The organism is Streptomyces sp. DSM 120436, assembly GCF_055778765.1.
The window spans coordinates 4,504,060-4,520,423 of record NZ_JBSKBS010000001.1 but is presented as its reverse complement, the minus strand read 5'-3'; the positions used below and the strand labels follow the sequence as shown (position 1 = coordinate 4,520,423).

Genomic DNA, 16,364 nt, shown 5'->3' with positions numbered 1-16,364 from the left:
ACCCCGCGCGTCCGCCCCCGCCACACCAGCAGGGGTTTCCGTACGCCGTCCGGGTACACGGGGCCCATGGACGACCCTCGAGACGAACCTCTGCTGCCCGCGCCGCGCGGGCCGCTCAGCCGCGCCGTGACGACGTATCTGCGGGGCTCGGGCCCGCTGCCCTCCGAGGAGGACGTGGCCGCCGCCCCGGTGTACGGCGAGGACCTCCAACTCGCCCTCTACCTCTGCTACGAACTGCACTACCGCGGCTTCGCGGGCGTGGCGCCCACCCTGGAGTGGGACCCGGACCTGCTGCGGGTGCGGGCCGCCATGGAGCGGCGCTTCCTCGCCGCGCTCCGCAAGGACGCCCCACGCCACGAGAGCGTCGACGACGCGCTCGCCGGGATCCTCGTCGAGCCGGTGGACGGCACGGGCGTCAGCCACTTCCTGCGCGACAAGGGCGAGCTGTGGCAGCTGCGCGAGTACGCCGCCCTGCGCTCGCTGTACCACCTGAAGGAGGCCGACCCGCACGCCTGGGTGCTGCCGCGGCTGCGCGGCCGGGCCAAGGCGGCGATGGCGGCCGTGGAGTTCGACGAGTACGGCGGCGGGCGGGGCGACCGGGTGCACGCCCGGCTGTTCGCCGACCTGATGACGGATCTGGGGCTGGACACGACGTACGGCCGCTACCTGGACACGGCCTGCGCGGAGTTGCTGGTCACGGTGAACCTGATGTCGCTGTTCGGGCTGCACCGCACCCTGCGGGGCGCCCTGGTGGGCCACTTCGCGACGGTCGAGATCACCTCCTCGCCGGGGTCCCGGCGGCTCGCGGAGGCCATGCGGCGCACCGGCGCCGGCCCCGCCGCCGAGCACTTCTACGACGAGCACGTCGAGGCGGACGCGGTGCACGAGCAGGTGGTCCGCAAGGACGTCATCGGAGGTCTGCTGGAGGACGAGCCGCACCTCGCGCCGGACATCGCGTTCGGTGTGGCGGCCACGGTCCTCACGGAGGACCGGCTCGGCGACCGGCTGCTCGCCGACTGGAGCGAGGGCCGCTCCGCGCTGCGCACTCCCCTGTCACAGGAGGCGGCTCATGTCTCTTGACCAACGGGGTACCCGGCCGCCTGTGAAAAGTCTCGCACCTCCGGGCGTCTACGCCCCCCAAGAGGACACCGAGCTGCTGTCCGCGGCCCTGGCCGACGAGCCGGTGGCGCCGGGCGCCGCCGTCCTCGACGTCGGCACCGGTTCCGGCGCCCTGGCTCTGGCGGCCGCCCGGCGCGGCGCCCGGGTGACCGCGGTCGACGTGTCGCGGCGGGCCGTGTGCGCGGCGCGGCTGAACGCCCTGCGGGCCGGCCTGTCCGTCCAGGTCCTGCGCGGCAATCTGTTCGAACCGGTGCGGGGGCGGTCGTTCGACCTGGTCCTCGCCAATCCCCCGTACGTCCCCGCGCCCCGGGCGCACCGGCCGCCGCGCGGCGCGGCCCGCGCCTGGGACGCGGGCGGCGACGGGCGGCTGGTGCTCGACCGCATCTGCCACGAGGCGCCGGGGCTGCTGCGGCCGGGCGGGGTGCTGCTGATGGTGCAGTCGGCGCTCAGCGATCCCGGGCTGACCGTGGACTGTCTGCGCTCCGCGGGGCTGAAGTCCGCGGTCACGCAGCGGCAGCGGATCGCCTTCGGGCCGGTGCTGCGGACCCGGGTGGAGTGGCTGCGGGAGCGCGGGCTGCTGTCCCCCGACGAGAACGAGGAAGAGCTGGTGGTGGTCCGTGCCGAACTCCCCGTCTGATCCCGCGCGGTCCCCGTCCGCCGCCCGGTCCGGCGCTCCCTCCGGGGCCCCGGGCCCCGCGTCCGGCGACGCGCGCCGCGTGACCGTGCGGCGCAAGGGGCCGATGCTGGTGGAGGGCCCGGTGGAGGTGGAGCTGGAGGACGGTTCGGTGGTGTCCTCCGACCGCTTCCGCGTGGCCCTGTGCACCTGCCGGCGCAGTCGGCGCTACCCCTGGTGCGACACCAGTCACCGCGACCGCGCCTGACCGTTCCCCGAACGGCCGGAGAACGGCCCGGTGAACAGCCCGGAGGCCGGCGGGCGGCCCCACTCCGCCCGCCGGCCTCCCATGGGATCGCACTGTCCGCGCGGTGCCCCGTACTCCCCAGTCCGCGGGCCGCCACGCGGTCACGGGAACCGTGCGATCCCGGTCCCTAGAAGGCGAAGACGTTCGCGCCGTGCGCGTTCAGCTCGCACTCGTTGGAGAAGACCCGCTCGTAGGAGACGCGCTTGCCCTGCCAGACGCCGTCCACGGTGAGCAGCACCGGGTCGTACACCATCGGGCACATGACGTCGTCGTTCCGCGTCAGGGCGTTCAGGTCGCCGCCGACGGCGGCCAGCTCCGCGCAGGCGGAGCCGGCGGCCGGGTGGGTGCCCTCGGGGCCCGGGGCACAGGTCAGGGTGACCGCGCGTTCCGGTGTGGCGGTCGTGGCGCTGACGCCCTTGCCGACGGTGAACACCAGGGCAGAGGGGGCGTAGAGCGCGGACGGGGCGTCTTCGGGGGCGGCGAGCGCGGCCCCGGAGAGGGGGGCGCAGACGGCGGCGGCCGTGAGACCGAGGGTGACGGTCCAGCGCGCGGTGTTCCGCATTGTGTGCATCCTTCCGCTTCGTTTCTTCCGTTCGCCGGTCCGTGCTCGGTGGTGCCGGACCGGCGTGCCGGAGTCTGCCGAGTCCCCGGCGGAAACTCATCTCGACCCCATGCATTTCAGTAACATTGCGTATTGAATCAGTGGCGTGAAGTGACCAAACGGACGCGCGTCGACCCCGTGAACTCGCGGCCCCCGCGTGAGCGAAACGGCCAGATGGCCGGATACCCGTCGCTCATCAATCGGCCTGAAACTTTCCAATTCAGCCGTACACGGGCTGAATAGAAACCCCTTGCGGTCATGAAAAGGACGCTTCACGGTCACCTTCGAGCACGCCGCGCGTCTCCTGCGGCGGAGGGGACGTCCTGTCACCGGACGCTGGACGCCACCGACACATACCGGCCAGTATGCGTCGGGACCACGATCCACGACGGGATGGGGCGGGACGGATGGCGAAGCACTGGGCCGACTTCCAGTACGAGATCTACCTGAACGGGATGACGGGCGCCGTGCCGCGGCTGCCGACCGACCTGACCCGGCTGGAGGAGCTGACCGAGCGGCGCCTCGGCCCCGGCCCGGTCGGGTACGTCGCCGGCAGCGCGGGCGACGGCAGCACCGCCCGCGCCAACCGGGCCGCCCTGGACCGCCGCCGGATCGTGCCGCGCATGCTGCGGGACGTCCACGAGCGCGACCTGTCGGTGGAGGTGCTGGGCCGCCCGCTGCCCGCCCCGCTCGCCCTCGCGCCGGTCGGGGTGCTGTCGATCATGCACCCGGACGCCGAGCCGGCGGCCGCGCGCGCCGCGGCCGCGCAGGGCGTGCCGTTCGTGCTGTCGTCGGCGTCCAGCACGCCGATGGAGCAGGTCGCCGAGGCGATGGGGGACGCGGAGCGCTGGTTCCAGCTGTACTGGCCGAAGGACGTGGAGGTGGCGCGGTCCTTCCTGGACCGGGCGAAGGCGGCCGGGTACTCGGCGCTGGTCGTCACCCTGGACACGCCCCTGCTGTCCTGGCGGCCGCGCGACCTGGACCAGGCGTACCTGCCGTTCCTGCACGGGGTGGGCACCGCGAACTACTTCTCCGACCCGGCGTTCCGGGCGGGGCTCGCCAAGCCGGTGCACGAGGATCCGAACGCGGCGGTGATGCACTTCGTGGGCATGTTCGCCGACCCCGCCAAGACGTGGCCGGACCTGGCGTTCCTGCGGGAGAACTGGGACGGTCCGGTCGTCCTGAAGGGCGTGCTGCACCCCGACGACGCCCGGATGGCCGCCGACGCGGGCATGGACGGGGTGGTGGTGTCCAACCACGGCGGCCGCCAGGTGGCGGGCGCGATCGCCGCGGCGGACGCGCTGCCCGGGGTGGTGCGGGCCGCCGGCGACCGGCTCACCGTGCTGTTCGACAGCGGGGTGCGCACCGGCGACGACGTCTTCAAGGCGCTCGCGCTGGGCGCCCGCGCGGTGCTGGTGGGGCGGCCGTACGTGTACGGACTGGGCCTCGACGGACAGGCGGGCGTGGAGCACGTGATCCGCTGTCTGCTCGCCGAACTCGACCTCACCCTTGCCCTGTCGGGCCACTCCGGTCCGGGCACGGTGGGGCCCGCCGACCTCACGGAGGCGGCGCTCTGACCCCTCCGGGGCGGCCCGGCGGCCGCCCCGGGGGCGCGCGGCTCAGCTCACCGGTTCCGCCAGCTCGGCGTGGCGGGCGGAGGGGGCCGTCGGGCCGGTGACGGAGAAGGACTCGCCGGACTCGCCGGCGGAGCGGACCGGTTCGGCGGCCCAGCGCTGCTCCACGGTCCGGTCGCGCACCTTGACGACGATGTCGGCGTTCGCGTCAAGGGCCGACGGGGCGAGCGCCGTCCGCACGTCCCACCGGGGCACCAGCTCGCCCTGCACCGTGAGGTCGTACCGCACGTCGTCGGCGGTGCGGTCGCCGGAGTCGGCGCAGGCGCCGAGGACGACCACACCGGCGTCCTTGTGCGAGTCCAGGCACAGCCCCGGGTCGGCCACGCTGCGCAGCAGCCCGTCCTCCTCGTACGTCCACTGCTGGGTCCATGCCGTGGAGCACTTCGCCAGGCGGGTGCCGGAGCCGTCCCGGGGCTCGTCGCGGGTGTCCAGGCACAGCCCGGAGGCGATGTTGCGCAGCCGGGTGCGGCTCGGCGCGGAGGGCAGGCCGGCCGCTCCGGGCGGCGAGGCGGACGGCACGGCGGCCCGGCCGCCCGCACCGGTGGCGTCCGCCGGGTCGGCGGTGCCGCCGTCCGGGGTGGACGACCCGGCGATGAGCACGCTGACCAGCACGCCCGCGGACACCGCGCCGAGGCCGGTGAGCAGGGTGCGGGTGGAGCGCACCGGGTCGGGCAGCGCCAGGGCGAGCCGGCCGGGCACCGGGAACCGGGCCAGCAGCCGGTGCCGTCCGTCGGGGTGCCCGGGTCCGTCCCCGCCGCCGCGGCGCCGGCGGCGTCCGGCCCGGCCGGAGCGCGGACCGGACGCGGCACGGCCCGGTCGTGAGTCGAGGTAGCGCCGGGCCCCCCACCCCAGCACCGCCTCCGCGAGGAGCGTGCCCAGTCCGGACGGGAAGTGGCCGAGCTGCTCGGCCGCGTTGCGGCAGTAGCGGCACTCGGCCATGTGCTGCCGCACGTCGGGCAGCAGCTCGCCGCCCCGGCGGATGGGCACGTCGAGCAGCCGGTTGTGGAAGCGGCACTCCTGCGTGGGCGCCAGTTCCTGATGGGCGCGGACCAGACCCTGACGGAATTTCTCGCGTGCCTGGTCGAGCGCGCCCGATGCGAGGTCGGCGTCCGTGCCGAGCAGACCGGCGGGCACGGAGACCGGTTCGGCCTCGACCTCGACGTGCCAGAGCAGACAGCGCGCGAGCGCGGGCAGGGACCGGAACGCCCGCTGGGCGAGCGCGCGGTTCTCCGGCGTCATGGTCGTCGCCGCGCGCATGCCCCGCCCGCCCGCCGGTTTCAGCAGCCCCGGCAGCACCTCGGTCACGCGGTCGTCGGCCGCCCACTCGCGGACCGTGTCCCGCACCCCCACGAGCAGGACGGGACGGAGGGCGACGGCGGACTCGCCGAGGGCGACCCGGTCGAGCACCCGGTGCAGGGCGGCCCCGGTGACCATGGCGGCGGTGCGCCCGCCCGAGGCGAGGCACACGGTCGCGTAGTCGTGCATCGCGTGCCAGTGGCGCGCCGTCAGCAGGGCGACGGAACGGGCGGCCTCGGCCTCCGGACGCCCCCGCAGTCGCGCGGCGAGCGCCTCGTCGGATTCCCCGGGATCACCGCCCGGCGGGGGATAGGGAGGGCGAGGGGGGTGGGGGGTGTGCACTGAGATTGGTTCCTTCCCACAGCGCATGTGACATTCGAGCGTTTCCGGCACCGAAAAGGGATGCCCGAGTCGGGCATACCTCTTTGGTGTGGCGCGGGGGGCGGGAATTGTCCGACGGCGCTTCCGGCCCGGTTCATCGACGCGCGGGCGTCCCGGCCTCTACCCCCCACGGGTGGCTCACTCTCGCACAACCCGCACGCGGCCAACAAGGCGGTCGGGCAACATTCCCGCGTTGACAGAAAGTCAAAAGGAGAAGGTGGTCCGCGATCCGTGTCCGGCATTCACTGCGCTTTTTCGGAGTTCGCGCGGGGCGCCGTGAAAAGCGGTGACAGGAAGGCGCGGCGGGAGGGCGGGCACACCACTCCCCCGGTGTGCCCTTTCCCCGGCGCGCACCCCGGGTGAACGGTGCGTCCGCGCCGGCGCCCCGCGCCCGCTGCCGGAGTGCGCCGGGGTGCGGCGCGCCGGACGGGCCCCTTGCCGGAGGTCGGGCGCGGCGACGGCGGCACGCCCGCGCGCCCGGCCGCGCGGGCGTGCGGGCGTGGCGGCCCGGGCGTCAGATCTGCCAGGAGCGCAGCCGGTCGGCGGCGCCGTACACGTCGACCGCGCCGGAGATCAGGTCGCGCGCGAGGTCGACCAGGGCGCCGTAGGGCGGGTCGATGCCGGCCCCGCTGACGTACATGTAGGCGACGGCCGTGGCGCAGGCGAAGCGGGCGTTGGCCGAGGGCAGCGGGCGGAGCACGGCCAGGGTGTGCAGCAGGGCGGCGGCCCGCCAGGCGGCGTCGGAGTCCACGCCCAGCCGGGGCGGATCGACGCGGTGCCGGGCGACGGCCGCCACGAGAGCGGAGAAGTCGTTGATCGTGGGCTGGTCCGGGAGGACCTCCTCGTGCCGCTGGAGCAGCCAGGGCACGTCGATGTGCAGCACGGGGGTCATCGGTCAGGCCGCCCGGCCCGCGCCCTTGACGGGCGGTTCGTCGTCGGGGAACGCGGCGGCGAACTCGTCGGCGTGCGTGGCGAAGAAGCGGCGGAAGGCCTCGGCGCCCTCCTGGAGGGCGCGGTGGCGGGCTATGTCCGCCGCTGCCGCCTCCCGTACGAGCGCCTTCATGGACGTACCGCGTTCCTTGGCGATCTGCCGCAGGTCCTCGAGCTCGCGGTCGCTGAACTCCACGTTGAGAGCTGGCATGGACCTACGGTACCGCTCAGGTACTGAACAGTAAATACGCGCAGGTCAGAACATATGAGATGGGGTACCGCGAGGTACGGGCGCGGGCCGGTGACCGCTGTCGGTCACCGGCCCGCGCGAGCAGGGACCGGTCAGCCCTGGTCGGCCACGAAGGAGGCCATGCGGGTCAGGGCCGCGTTCCAGTTGATGGTGTGCTCGTTGGTCGACCAGGACTGGATGTCGTCGATGAAGCAGAACTGTCCGACGCAGCCCTGCAGCTTCGACTGGGCGAACGGGTCCTGGATGCTGGAGTTGGGTCCGCCGGAGAGCGTGCCGGCGGGCGGGTTCGGCAGGTTCGGGTCGAGCTGGCGGGCGTACCACCGGCTGTGCTGGTTCTTGGCGTGGACCTCGCCGTAACCGGTGACGTAGGACATGTTGAGGGCGTTGCGGCCGAGGATGTAGTCCATGCTCTGCAGCGCGCCGTCCCGGTACTTGGCCGCGCCGGTGAGGTCGTAGGCGGTGGCGAGCACGACGGCGTTGTTGAGGATCTGGTGGCTGGAGCCCCAGTCGTAGACGTTGCCCTCCGGCGCGTACGGCATCCCGTACGGGTGCGCCTTCAAGGTGGCCAGGTAGCGGTCGGCGCCCTCGATCACGGAGCGGCGGACCTTGTCGAGTCCGGGCAGCTTGTTCGGCACGGTGGCGAGATCGAGCCGGCCGGCCGCGGCGGTGCGCGCCCAGTCGAAGCCGATCGGGCCGAAGATGTCCTGGGTGTGCACCGGGGACTTCAACAGGTGGTCCTTGAACGGGCGCTCACCGGTGGTGAGGTAGAGCTCGGCGGCCGCCCAGTAGAACTCGTCGGACACGGTGTCGTCGGGGTAGGCGCCGCCGCCGATGCCGTCGTCCGGGTCGGCGAGCCGGTCCGGATGGGCCAGCGCGGCCGCCCAGGCCTTGCGCGCCGCCGCCAGGGTGCGGTCCGCGAACTTCTTGTCGTAGGGGCGGTACAGCCGCGCCGCCTGCGCCGCGGTGGCGGCGAGGTTCAGGGTGGCGGCGGTCGTCGGCGGGTGCAGCTCGCGCTTCTGCGGGTCGTCGCTGGGCAGCAGGGGCAGCCCGGTCCACTGCTCGTCGTGGATCTTGTGGTGGGCCATGCCGGCCAGCGGCTCGCCGTCCGGCACCTGCATCTTCAGCAGGAACTCCAGCTCCCAGCGGGCCTCGTCGAGGATGTCGGGGACCTTGTTGCCGCTCTCCGGGATGTTCAGGGTGCGGTCGCCCAGCTTGTGCGCCTTGCCGGTGCGGGCGTGCTTGGCGCGCTCGTAGGTGCTGAGCACCTCCCAGGTGCTGATGCCGCCGTTGACGACGTACTTGCCGTGGTCGCCGGCGTCGTACCAGCCGCCGGTGACGTCGAGGGTGTAGTCGCACACCCCCGGCTGGCAGGGCACCGCGCCGTCGCCCTGGTTGGGGGCCACGTCCACGTGGCCGGCCGGGCGGCCGTAGCCGGGGCGCAGGTCCTCGCGGATCTCCACGCCGCTGCGCTGGGTGTAGTAGTACTTCGCCGAGTCCAGCCGCAGCCGCTCGTACGCCTTCGCGTCGATGTCGAAGGGGTGGCTGGTCTCGCCGTCCGCGGTCAGGGTGAAGCCGGCGCCGCGTCCCCGGTAGGAGCCGAAGTCGACGGAGTGCACGTTCTGCCCGGAGGAGGCGTCGGTGCCGCGCGGCACGGTCCAGCCGGTGCGCACCACCCGGCCGCGGCCGTCCTTGAGCTGCCAGGGCAGCTTCTCGGCGGCGTCGGTGACCAGCGTGGCGTTCTTCGGCCCGGCGGGCAGGTAGCCCACCTGGTTGACCCGGACGCGCGGACCGGTGTCCGGCTCGTACGGCTCGGGGGCGACGCCGCCGAGCAGGGAGACGTCGTCCACGCAGAACCGCCAGGGGTCGGGGCTGCCGCCGAGCTGGAAGCCGACCTGGGCCCGCTCGGTGCCGACCGGCGCGGTGAAGGTGTACGCGTAGGTGTCGCCGGAGACGCTGAGCTGCGGCGACACCTCGTAGTAGGTGTCGTACGGCTCCACCTGGAGGCCGACGATCGCCCGGACCACATGTCCCGCGGGCGAGCCGGTCGCGCTGAAGGAGAAGCGGTAGGTCTCCCCCTCCACCAGGGTGATGTCGTTGTGGCCCACGGCCGCGTCCCAGCGGTTGGCGGTGCCGCCGGGCACGTCGGCGCACAGGCGGCCGTCGGAGGCGCCCGCGGTGACGCCCTCGGAGGCCCACCAGGGTTCGGTGCCGTTCTCGAAGGTGCCGTTGCGGACCTGCTCGGCCTCGTCGGCCCCGGCCGGGGCGGCCGGCAGCGCGGTGAGCGCGGTCGCCAGCAGACCGGTGAGGGTCAGCAGCGCGGTTCTGCGTCGTTTCACGTCTGGGCTCCTCTGCGGAGGTACGGGGGTACGGGGCGCGAATGGGAGCGCTCCCAACTCCGTGCGCCGCCCATGGTTGTGGCAGATGTGACGCCCCGTCAACGGTCGTGACGCGACAAGCGCCCTCCGGATGTCGCGGAGGCGGCGGCCCCGGTTCCCGTTCATGTCACGCTCCGACGCACTAGGCTGGGACTCTGGCGATGCACCGGTTCACGGTGAGTGGGCGCGATGGAGTGGCGACGATGAGGCCGGACGACCCGTTCGACGATGCCGTGACGGCCCGGGCCGTCATCACCGCCGACGGCACGCTCACGCGGTGGAGCGAGGGCGCGCGACTGCTGCTGGGACACCGGGCCGAGGAGGTCGTCGGCCGCCCGGCCGCCGAGCTGCTGGCCGACGGTTCGGGACCGCTCCCACTGCCGTCCGACCGGTGGAACGGCACGCTGGTGCTGCGCCACCGCGACGGCGGCACGGTGAGCGTGTGGGTGCTCGCCCACCACCGGCAGCCCTCCGGCGACGGCCCCGGCGAGTGGCTCGCGGTCACCCCGCTGGAGGCGACCGACCACGATCTGCCCGACGACCCGCTGGTCAGGAAGGCCGTCTTCCAGTCGCCGTGCGCCACGATGGTCTTCGACCAGGGGCTGCGGCTGCGCGGGGTCAACGACGCGATGGCCCGGCTCCTCGGCCTGCCCGCCGGCCACCTGCGCGGGCTGCGGCCCACCGACATCGGGAGCCGCCCGCAGCACAGCGAGCTGGAACGGCAGCTGCGGCAGGTGCTGCGCACCGGGCGGCCGCACGACATGCAGACGCACATGAAGGCCAGGGCCGAGAGCCACGCGCACGCCTGGCTGGCCCGGCTCGCGCCGCTGACCGACCGGTCCGGACGGGTGCGGGGCGTGTGCGTGACCTCCCACGACTTCACCGAGCAGTTCCGGGCCCGGGAGCGGCTGCAGCTGGTCAACGAGGCCAGCATGCGCATCGGCACCACCCTGGACGTCACCCGGACGGCGCAGGAGCTGGCGGACGTGTGCGTGCCGGCGCTCGCCGACTTCGTCAGCGTGGAGCTGCTGGAGCCGGAGGAGAGCGGGAGCGAGGCGGCCGGTCCGCTGTCCCCGCCGGTCTCGCTGCGCCGGGTCGCCCAGCAATCCCTGACCGCCGCCGCCCCGGAGGGCCTCGCGCAGATCGGCGAGGTGGTCGTCTACCCGGAGGACTCGCCGCAGGCGGACTCGCTGGTCACCGGCCACAGCATCGCCGCCTCCGTGTCGTCCGGCGACCTCGACCCGTGGCTGTCGGCGGACGAGGCGCGGGCCCGGCAGATCGAGCGGTACGGCGTGCACTCGGTGCTGTCCGTGCCGCTCCAGGCGCGCGGCACCACCCTCGGCGTGGCCGCCTTCACCCGCTTCAGCCGGCCGGAGGCGTTCACCCACGACGACGTGCTGCTGGCCGAGGAGGTCACCGCGCGCGCCGCCGTCTGCATCGACAACGCCCGCCGCTACTCGCGGGAGCGGGAGACGACGCTCACCCTCCAGCGCAGCCTGCTGCCCCGGTCCCTGCCGCGGACGGCCGCCCTGGAGGCCGCCACCCGCTATCTGCCGGCCGCCCGCTCCGGTGTGGGCGGCGACTGGTTCGACGTGATCCCGCTGTCCGGGATGCGGGTCGCCATGGTCGTCGGGGACGTCGTGGGGCACGGCATCCAGGCCTCGGCGACGATGGGCCGGCTGCGCACGGCCGTGCGCACCCTCGCCGACATCGACCTCGCCCCCGACGAGCTGCTCACCCACCTCGACGACCTGGTGCTGCACCTGTCGGAGGAGGCGGGCGGCGACTCCGGGCCCGGGGAGGTCGGCGCGACCTGTCTGTACGCGGTGTACGACCCGGTGTCGCGGCGCTGCACCCTGTGCCGGGCGGGGCATCCGCCGCCCGTGCTGATCCCGCCGGGCGGACCGGCCCGGCACCTGGAACTGCCGTCGGGGCCGCCGCTGGGGCTGGGCGGGCTGCCGTTCGAGTCGGCGGAGTTCGAGCTGTCCGACGACAGCGTGCTGGCGTTCTACACCGACGGGCTGGTCGCCTCGCACGGGCGGGGCGTCGAGCAGGGCGAGGCCGCGCTGCGCGAGGCGCTGTCCGGCGCGTCGGGCCCGCTCGACGAGACGTGCGACCGTGTGCTGAACAGCGTGCTGGCGCCGGGCGGCTCGGCGGACGACGTGGCACTGCTGCTGGCCCGCACCCGGGGCCTGCCGGCCTCGCAGGTCGCCACCTGGGACGTCCCGGCCGATCCGGCGCTGGTGGCCCCCATCCGCAAGCAGGTCCTCGACCAGCTCGCCGCGTGGGCGCTCACCGACGCGTCGTTCACGGCGGAGCTGGTGGTGAGCGAGCTGGTCACCAACGCCATCCGCTACGGCGCCCCGCCGATCCGGCTGCGCCTGATCCACGACGCGTCGACACTGATCTGCGAGGTCTCCGACAGCAGCCACACGGCTCCGCACCTGCGCCGCGTCAAGACCTGGGACGAGGGCGGCCGCGGTCTGCTCCTGGTCGCCCAGCTCACCCAGCGGTGGGGGACGCGGCACACGACGGAGGGCAAGACGATCTGGGCGGAACTGGCACTGGCGGACATGGAGTGACCCCGGCGGAAGTCACCCCCCGGTGAGGCGCGCGCCTCTCGCCGCGGCGGGCGCCGACCGGGTGTTTCCCGGTCGCGTCCCGGCGTCACCGTCCCGTCGGTGTCCCGCGGTCGGGTGCGGGGTGGGGGCCCGGCGAGTTCCTGGAGTTCCTCGTCCGTCAGGGTGCGGGGTGCCGCTCAGTCGTTCCGCAGCAGGTCCAGTGCCCGCTCCCAGGCGAACCCCCGCCGCCCGCCGTCCCCTTCGGCCTCCCCCTCGTACGGGTCGGCGAAGCGGACGCCCATGCCGCGCAGCCGGGCGACGCTGTCCCGGTAGGCGGGGTGGGCGGCCAGCGCGTCGGCGACGCAGGGCAGGACGGCGATCGGCACGCCGAGCCCGGCGGCCTCGCACAGGGTGCCGACGGTGAGGGTGTCGGCGATGCCGGCCGCCCACTTGTTGACGGTGTTGAAGGTGGCCGGGGCGACCACCACGGCGTCGGGCGCCGGGAAGGGGCGCGGGTCGCCGGGGCGGCGCCAGGCGGAGCGGATCGGGCGGCCGGTCCGCGTCTCGACGGCGGCGGCGTCGAAGAAGCCGTTCATCGCCGTCGGGGTGGCGAGGACACCGACCTCCCAGTCCCGCTCCTGCGCGGCGGTGATCAGCTTGCCGACGTCCGCGGCGACTCCGGCGGCGCAGACGACGACGTAGAGGAAGGGCTTGTCGGTCACCCGGGCACCCTAGCCAGCCAAAACCGGTTGCCGGTACCGGGGGGCGGGCCCCAGGACCCCTCCCCTGCCCACGCACGGGCTCCCGCGGTCGTCGTCCGTCCTCGTCGCGGGCCGGCAGCAGCGCGGCGCCCGGGAAGGCACGCCTCGCCCGCGCCCGTGACGGCCGCGCTGCCGGCCGGTTACGGCATCGCCGTCCCCGTGGGCGCCGCCGGCGCCCGCCTCGTCTCCCTCACCGCCCGTACGTCCCCGCGCACCGGGGTGTGCGCGGCCCTCGGCGTCACCACGGCCGACGGTCTGTACGCGCTCGCCGCCGTCCTCGGCGGTCCCGCCCTCGCCTCGGCGCCGCGTCCGGCCCCGGGCCCGCTGCGCCGGGTGTACGTGCTGGTGCCGGCGGCGTGGGGCGCGGTCGGCACGCTGCGGGAGCACCGCGGCCGCCGGCTCGCCACCCGCTCCGCGGCGGCGCCCCCGAGCGTGCTGCGGGCGTACCTGGCGCTGCTGGGGATCACCCTGCTCGACCCGACCACGGTGATCTGTTTCGCGGCGCTCGTGCTCGGCTCGCAGGGCGGGACGACCGCCGGGGCGGCGGAGCGGGCCGTGTTCGTGACGGCGGCCTTCGCGGCCTCCGCGAGCCGGCGGGTGCTCCTGGCCGGCGGTGCCCTGCCGGGGCGGGCGCCGGCCGGTCACCGGGGGCGGCCGGTGGTGAGCGGTGTGATGACGGCGCTCGCGCCGCGGACGGCGCCGGCGCCGGGCTGACGGGGCCGGGACGGGCGGATCCGCCCGTCCCGTGCGGGCGCCGGCGCGGGCGGGGATCGGTCCGGGTCTCCGGGGCACCGGCGGCCGGAAGCCGCCCGGGTCAGGGCGGCTTCCGGGTGCGGTGTTTCCGGAGCGGTGATCGAATCGGTCGTACCACGCGAGAACGATGGGACGGATGCCATGCCTCTCGAAGGCGAGTACGAGCCCAGCCCGACGGCCTGGGTGCGGGAACAGGTGGAACTGATCGAGCGGTCCGGCGGCACCGAGGGGACGACGCTGCAGGGCAGGCCCGTGGTCGTGCTGACCAGCCGGGGAGCGAAGAGCGGCAAGCTGCGCAAGACCCCGGTGATGCGGGTGGAGCACGAGGGCCGCTACGCGGCGGTCGCCTCGCTGGGCGGCGCGCCCGAGCACCCGGTCTGGTACCACAACCTGAAGGCCGACCCGCACGTCGAACTCCAGGACGGCCCGCACACGTGGGACATGACGGCCCGTGAGGTCACCGGTGAGGAGAAGGCCGAGTGGTGGAAGCGCGCGGTCGCGGCCTTCCCGCCGTACGAGGAGTACCGGCGCAAGACCAGCCGGGAGATCCCGGTGTTCGTGCTGGAGCGGTCCGGCCGGGGCTGACGGGGCGGGTGCGGCGGGCCGGGGGGAATTTCCCGGCCCCCTCGCGCATGAAGCCCCGGCCGCCGGGCACACGAGCCTCAGGCCCCGCCGTGTTCCCCCGTCGCGGCGGGGCCCTCCCATGCCTCCGTCGCGCCGCGGTCGGTGACGTCGAGGAACACCTGGGCGGCCTCGGGGACCACCCGGGCGATGGACCGCTTGATGCGCACCGCGACCTGTTCCACCCGCTCGCTGTCCAGCCCTGGCACCAGGTCGACCCGGGCGGCCACCAGCGCGGTGTCGAGCCCGGTCTTCATGGTGAACAGCGCCTCCACGCTGTCGATCTCGGGCTGGGCGCGCAGCAGTTCCCGGATCCGTTCGCTCGCCCGCGGGTCGGCGGCCTCGCCGATGAGCTGGTCCCGGGCCTCGCGGCCGAGCCGGTAGGCGACGTACACCAGCAGGACGCCGATGGCGAGCGAGGCGGCCGCCTCCCACACGACCTGGCCGGTGGTCATGTGCAGTGCCATGCCGACCATGGCCAGGGTGACGCCGACGACCGCGGTGCCGTCCTCGGCGATGACCGTGCGCAGCGCCGGGTCGCCGAGGCCGCCACCCTGCCGGCGGACCTGGTACAGGGCGCGCAGCAGCGAGCCGCCCTCGGCGAGGAGGGCCACGCCGAGCACGACGAGCCCGGCGACGTAACCGCTCAGGTGCTCCTCTCCCCCGCTCCGCAGCGCGTCGACGCCCTGGTAGAAGGAGAAGCAGCCGCCCATCACGAAGATGCCGACGGCCGCGAGCAGCGACCAGAAGAACCGTTCCTTGCCGTAGCCGAAGGGGTGGCGGGTGTCGGCCGGGCGGCGGCTGCGGCGGAGGGCCGCGAGCAGGAAGATCTCGTTCAGGCTGTCGGCCACCGAGTGCGCCGCCTCCGACAGCAGCGCCGGGGAGGACGCGGCCAGGCCGCCGACGGCCTTGGCGGCGGCGATCACGAGGTTGGCCGCGAGCGCCACCAGGACGGTGACCCGCGTTCTGCGATCCGATCGTGTAGTCACGTCGGGCGATTGCCCCGGTCGGCCCAGCTCATACCGTGCGGTCGGGAGAGAACGGGGAACAACGGGGAACGCGGTCACAGGGACGACGCAACCACGACAGAGGGAGGCCACCATGAGCGGCCGCGACGACTCGGGCGGCAACAGCTCGTACGGCAGGAAGGCGTTCAAGCGGTCCCGGGCGCACTTCGCGGACCGGATCACCGCGGACGGGCGGGACGGGTGGCCGGTGGAGGCCGGGCGCTACCGGCTGGTGGTGAGCCGCGCCTGCCCCTGGGCGAGCCGGGCGCTGGTGTCGCGGCGGCTGCTGGGGCTGGAGGACGCGGTGTCCCTGGCCGTCACGGACCCGGTCCAGGACGACCGCAGCTGGCGCTTCACCCTGGACCCCGACGGCCGCGACCCGGTGCTCGGCATCCGCTACCTCAGCGAGGCCTACGACCGGCGGGAGACGGACTACCCGGGCGGGGTGAGCGTGCCGGCCGTGGTGGACGTGCCCAGCGGGAAGCTGGTCACCAACGACTACCAGCAGATCACCCTGGACTTCGCCACCGAGTGGACCGCCCTGCACCGCGAGGGGGCGCCCGACCTGTATCCCGAGAAGCTGCGCGACGAGATCGACGCGGTCATGGACGACATCTTCCGGGACGTCAACAACGGTGTGTACCGGGCGGGTTTCGCCACCGGGCAGGAGGAGTACGAGGCCGCCTGCACGGCGTTGTTCCGGCGGCTGGAGTCACTGGAGCAGCGGCTGGAGCGGCAGCGGTACCTGGTCGGGGACACCCTCACCGAGGCGGACATCCGGCTGTTCACCACCCTGGTGCGGTTCGATCCGGTGTATCACGGGCACTTCAAGTGCAACCGCTGGAAGCTGACGGAGAGCCGGGTGCTGTGGGGGTACGCCCGCGACCTGTACCAGACGCCGGGGTTCGGCGACACCGTCGACTTCGACCACATCAAGCGGCATTACCACCAGGTGCACACCGGCATCAACCCGTCCGGGATCGTCCCGCTCGGGCCCGACCTGGCCGGCTGGACGTCTCCCCACCACCGCGAGGAGCTCGGCGGCCGGCCGTTCGGCGACGGCACCCCGCCGGGTCCGGTGCCGCCCGGTGAGGAGATCCCGGCGCGGGGCCGTCCCTGACCCCCGGCCCGGCCGGCCACCCACCCACCCCGTTC

Annotated in this window: 15 protein-coding genes; 8 read left to right on the top strand and 7 right to left on the bottom strand. The window is 74.3% G+C overall.

Annotated elements, in window-relative coordinates; all coding sequences use genetic code 11:
* Positions 1 to 66 precede the first annotated feature (66 nt).
* From ACWH4W_RS20200 to ACWH4W_RS20190, 3 genes are read left to right on the top strand one after another with little or no spacing between them, the layout of a single operon-like run.
* Positions 67 to 1,080, top strand: a complete 1,014-nt coding sequence (locus ACWH4W_RS20200; RefSeq protein WP_473077115.1) for an iron-containing redox enzyme family protein — start codon at positions 67 to 69, stop codon at positions 1,078 to 1,080.
* Entirely contained in the window at positions 1,070 to 1,756 is a 687-nt protein-coding gene (locus tag ACWH4W_RS20195) for a HemK2/MTQ2 family protein methyltransferase (RefSeq protein WP_473077114.1), read from the top strand. Before ACWH4W_RS20200 ends, ACWH4W_RS20195 begins: the two co-directional genes overlap by 11 nt.
* Positions 1,737 to 2,000 (top strand): CDGSH iron-sulfur domain-containing protein, encoded by a 264-nt coding sequence (locus ACWH4W_RS20190; protein WP_473077113.1) that lies wholly within the window; start codon positions 1,737 to 1,739, stop codon positions 1,998 to 2,000. The genes ACWH4W_RS20195 and ACWH4W_RS20190 overlap by 20 nt, the downstream gene beginning before the upstream one ends.
* 166 nt (positions 2,001 to 2,166) lie before the next feature.
* On the opposite strand, the gene ACWH4W_RS20185 is transcribed toward ACWH4W_RS20190, so the two are convergent.
* On the bottom strand, positions 2,167 to 2,601 hold the full coding sequence (locus tag ACWH4W_RS20185) for a subtilase-type protease inhibitor (RefSeq protein ID WP_473077112.1): 435 nt from the start codon (positions 2,599 to 2,601) through the stop codon (positions 2,167 to 2,169).
* Between the two features lie 446 nt (positions 2,602 to 3,047).
* On the opposite strand from ACWH4W_RS20185, the gene ACWH4W_RS20180 reads away from it, so the two are divergent.
* Positions 3,048 to 4,217, top strand: coding sequence for a lactate 2-monooxygenase (locus ACWH4W_RS20180; RefSeq protein ID WP_473077111.1), 1,170 nt, complete (start codon positions 3,048 to 3,050; stop codon positions 4,215 to 4,217).
* A 42-nt stretch (positions 4,218 to 4,259) separates the two neighbouring features.
* Here ACWH4W_RS20180 and ACWH4W_RS20175 read toward each other — a convergent pair whose 3' ends face one another.
* The 4 genes from ACWH4W_RS20175 to ACWH4W_RS20160 all read right to left on the bottom strand — a co-directional run bounded on the left by ACWH4W_RS20175 (position 4,260) and on the right by ACWH4W_RS20160 (position 9,467).
* Positions 4,260 to 5,912, bottom strand: coding sequence for an RICIN domain-containing protein (locus tag ACWH4W_RS20175; RefSeq protein WP_473077110.1), 1,653 nt, complete (start codon positions 5,910 to 5,912; stop codon positions 4,260 to 4,262).
* Between the two features lie 553 nt (positions 5,913 to 6,465).
* Entirely contained in the window at positions 6,466 to 6,843 is a 378-nt protein-coding gene (locus ACWH4W_RS20170) for a toxin Doc (protein ID WP_106411100.1), read from the bottom strand.
* Between the two features lie 3 nt (positions 6,844 to 6,846).
* Positions 6,847 to 7,092 carry a hypothetical protein gene (locus ACWH4W_RS20165; RefSeq protein WP_033275293.1) on the bottom strand — a complete coding sequence of 82 codons (246 nt, stop codon included), beginning with the start codon at positions 7,090 to 7,092 and terminating at the stop codon, positions 6,847 to 6,849.
* Positions 7,093 to 7,223: 131 nt separating this feature from the next.
* A complete protein-coding gene (locus tag ACWH4W_RS20160) occupies positions 7,224 to 9,467 on the bottom strand; it encodes a glycoside hydrolase family 9 protein (protein ID WP_473077109.1) in 2,244 nt (747 codons plus the stop codon).
* 242 nt (positions 9,468 to 9,709) lie between these two features.
* Between ACWH4W_RS20160 and ACWH4W_RS20155 the strand changes: the two genes are divergently transcribed.
* Positions 9,710 to 12,088 (top strand): SpoIIE family protein phosphatase, encoded by a 2,379-nt coding sequence (locus tag ACWH4W_RS20155; RefSeq protein WP_473077108.1) that lies wholly within the window; start codon positions 9,710 to 9,712, stop codon positions 12,086 to 12,088.
* Positions 12,089 to 12,264: 176 nt separating this feature from the next.
* On the opposite strand, the gene ACWH4W_RS20150 is transcribed toward ACWH4W_RS20155, so the two are convergent.
* Entirely contained in the window at positions 12,265 to 12,789 is a 525-nt protein-coding gene (locus ACWH4W_RS20150) for a flavoprotein (RefSeq protein ID WP_473077107.1), read from the bottom strand.
* A 156-nt stretch (positions 12,790 to 12,945) separates the two neighbouring features.
* Here ACWH4W_RS20150 and ACWH4W_RS20145 point away from each other — a divergent pair, with 156 nt between their 5' ends.
* Positions 12,946 to 13,542 (top strand): LysE family transporter, encoded by a 597-nt coding sequence (locus tag ACWH4W_RS20145; protein ID WP_473077106.1) that lies wholly within the window; start codon positions 12,946 to 12,948, stop codon positions 13,540 to 13,542.
* 180 nt (positions 13,543 to 13,722) lie between these two features.
* Positions 13,723 to 14,166 (top strand): nitroreductase family deazaflavin-dependent oxidoreductase, encoded by a 444-nt coding sequence (locus ACWH4W_RS20140; protein ID WP_473077105.1) that lies wholly within the window; start codon positions 13,723 to 13,725, stop codon positions 14,164 to 14,166.
* Between the two features lie 77 nt (positions 14,167 to 14,243).
* Here ACWH4W_RS20140 and ACWH4W_RS20135 read toward each other — a convergent pair whose 3' ends face one another.
* Entirely contained in the window at positions 14,244 to 15,191 is a 948-nt protein-coding gene (locus ACWH4W_RS20135) for a cation diffusion facilitator family transporter (protein ID WP_473077104.1), read from the bottom strand.
* 112 nt (positions 15,192 to 15,303) lie between these two features.
* Here ACWH4W_RS20135 and ACWH4W_RS20130 point away from each other — a divergent pair, with 112 nt between their 5' ends.
* Positions 15,304 to 16,329 (top strand): glutathione S-transferase family protein, encoded by a 1,026-nt coding sequence (locus tag ACWH4W_RS20130; protein ID WP_473077103.1) that lies wholly within the window; start codon positions 15,304 to 15,306, stop codon positions 16,327 to 16,329.
* Positions 16,330 to 16,364 lie beyond the last annotated feature (35 nt).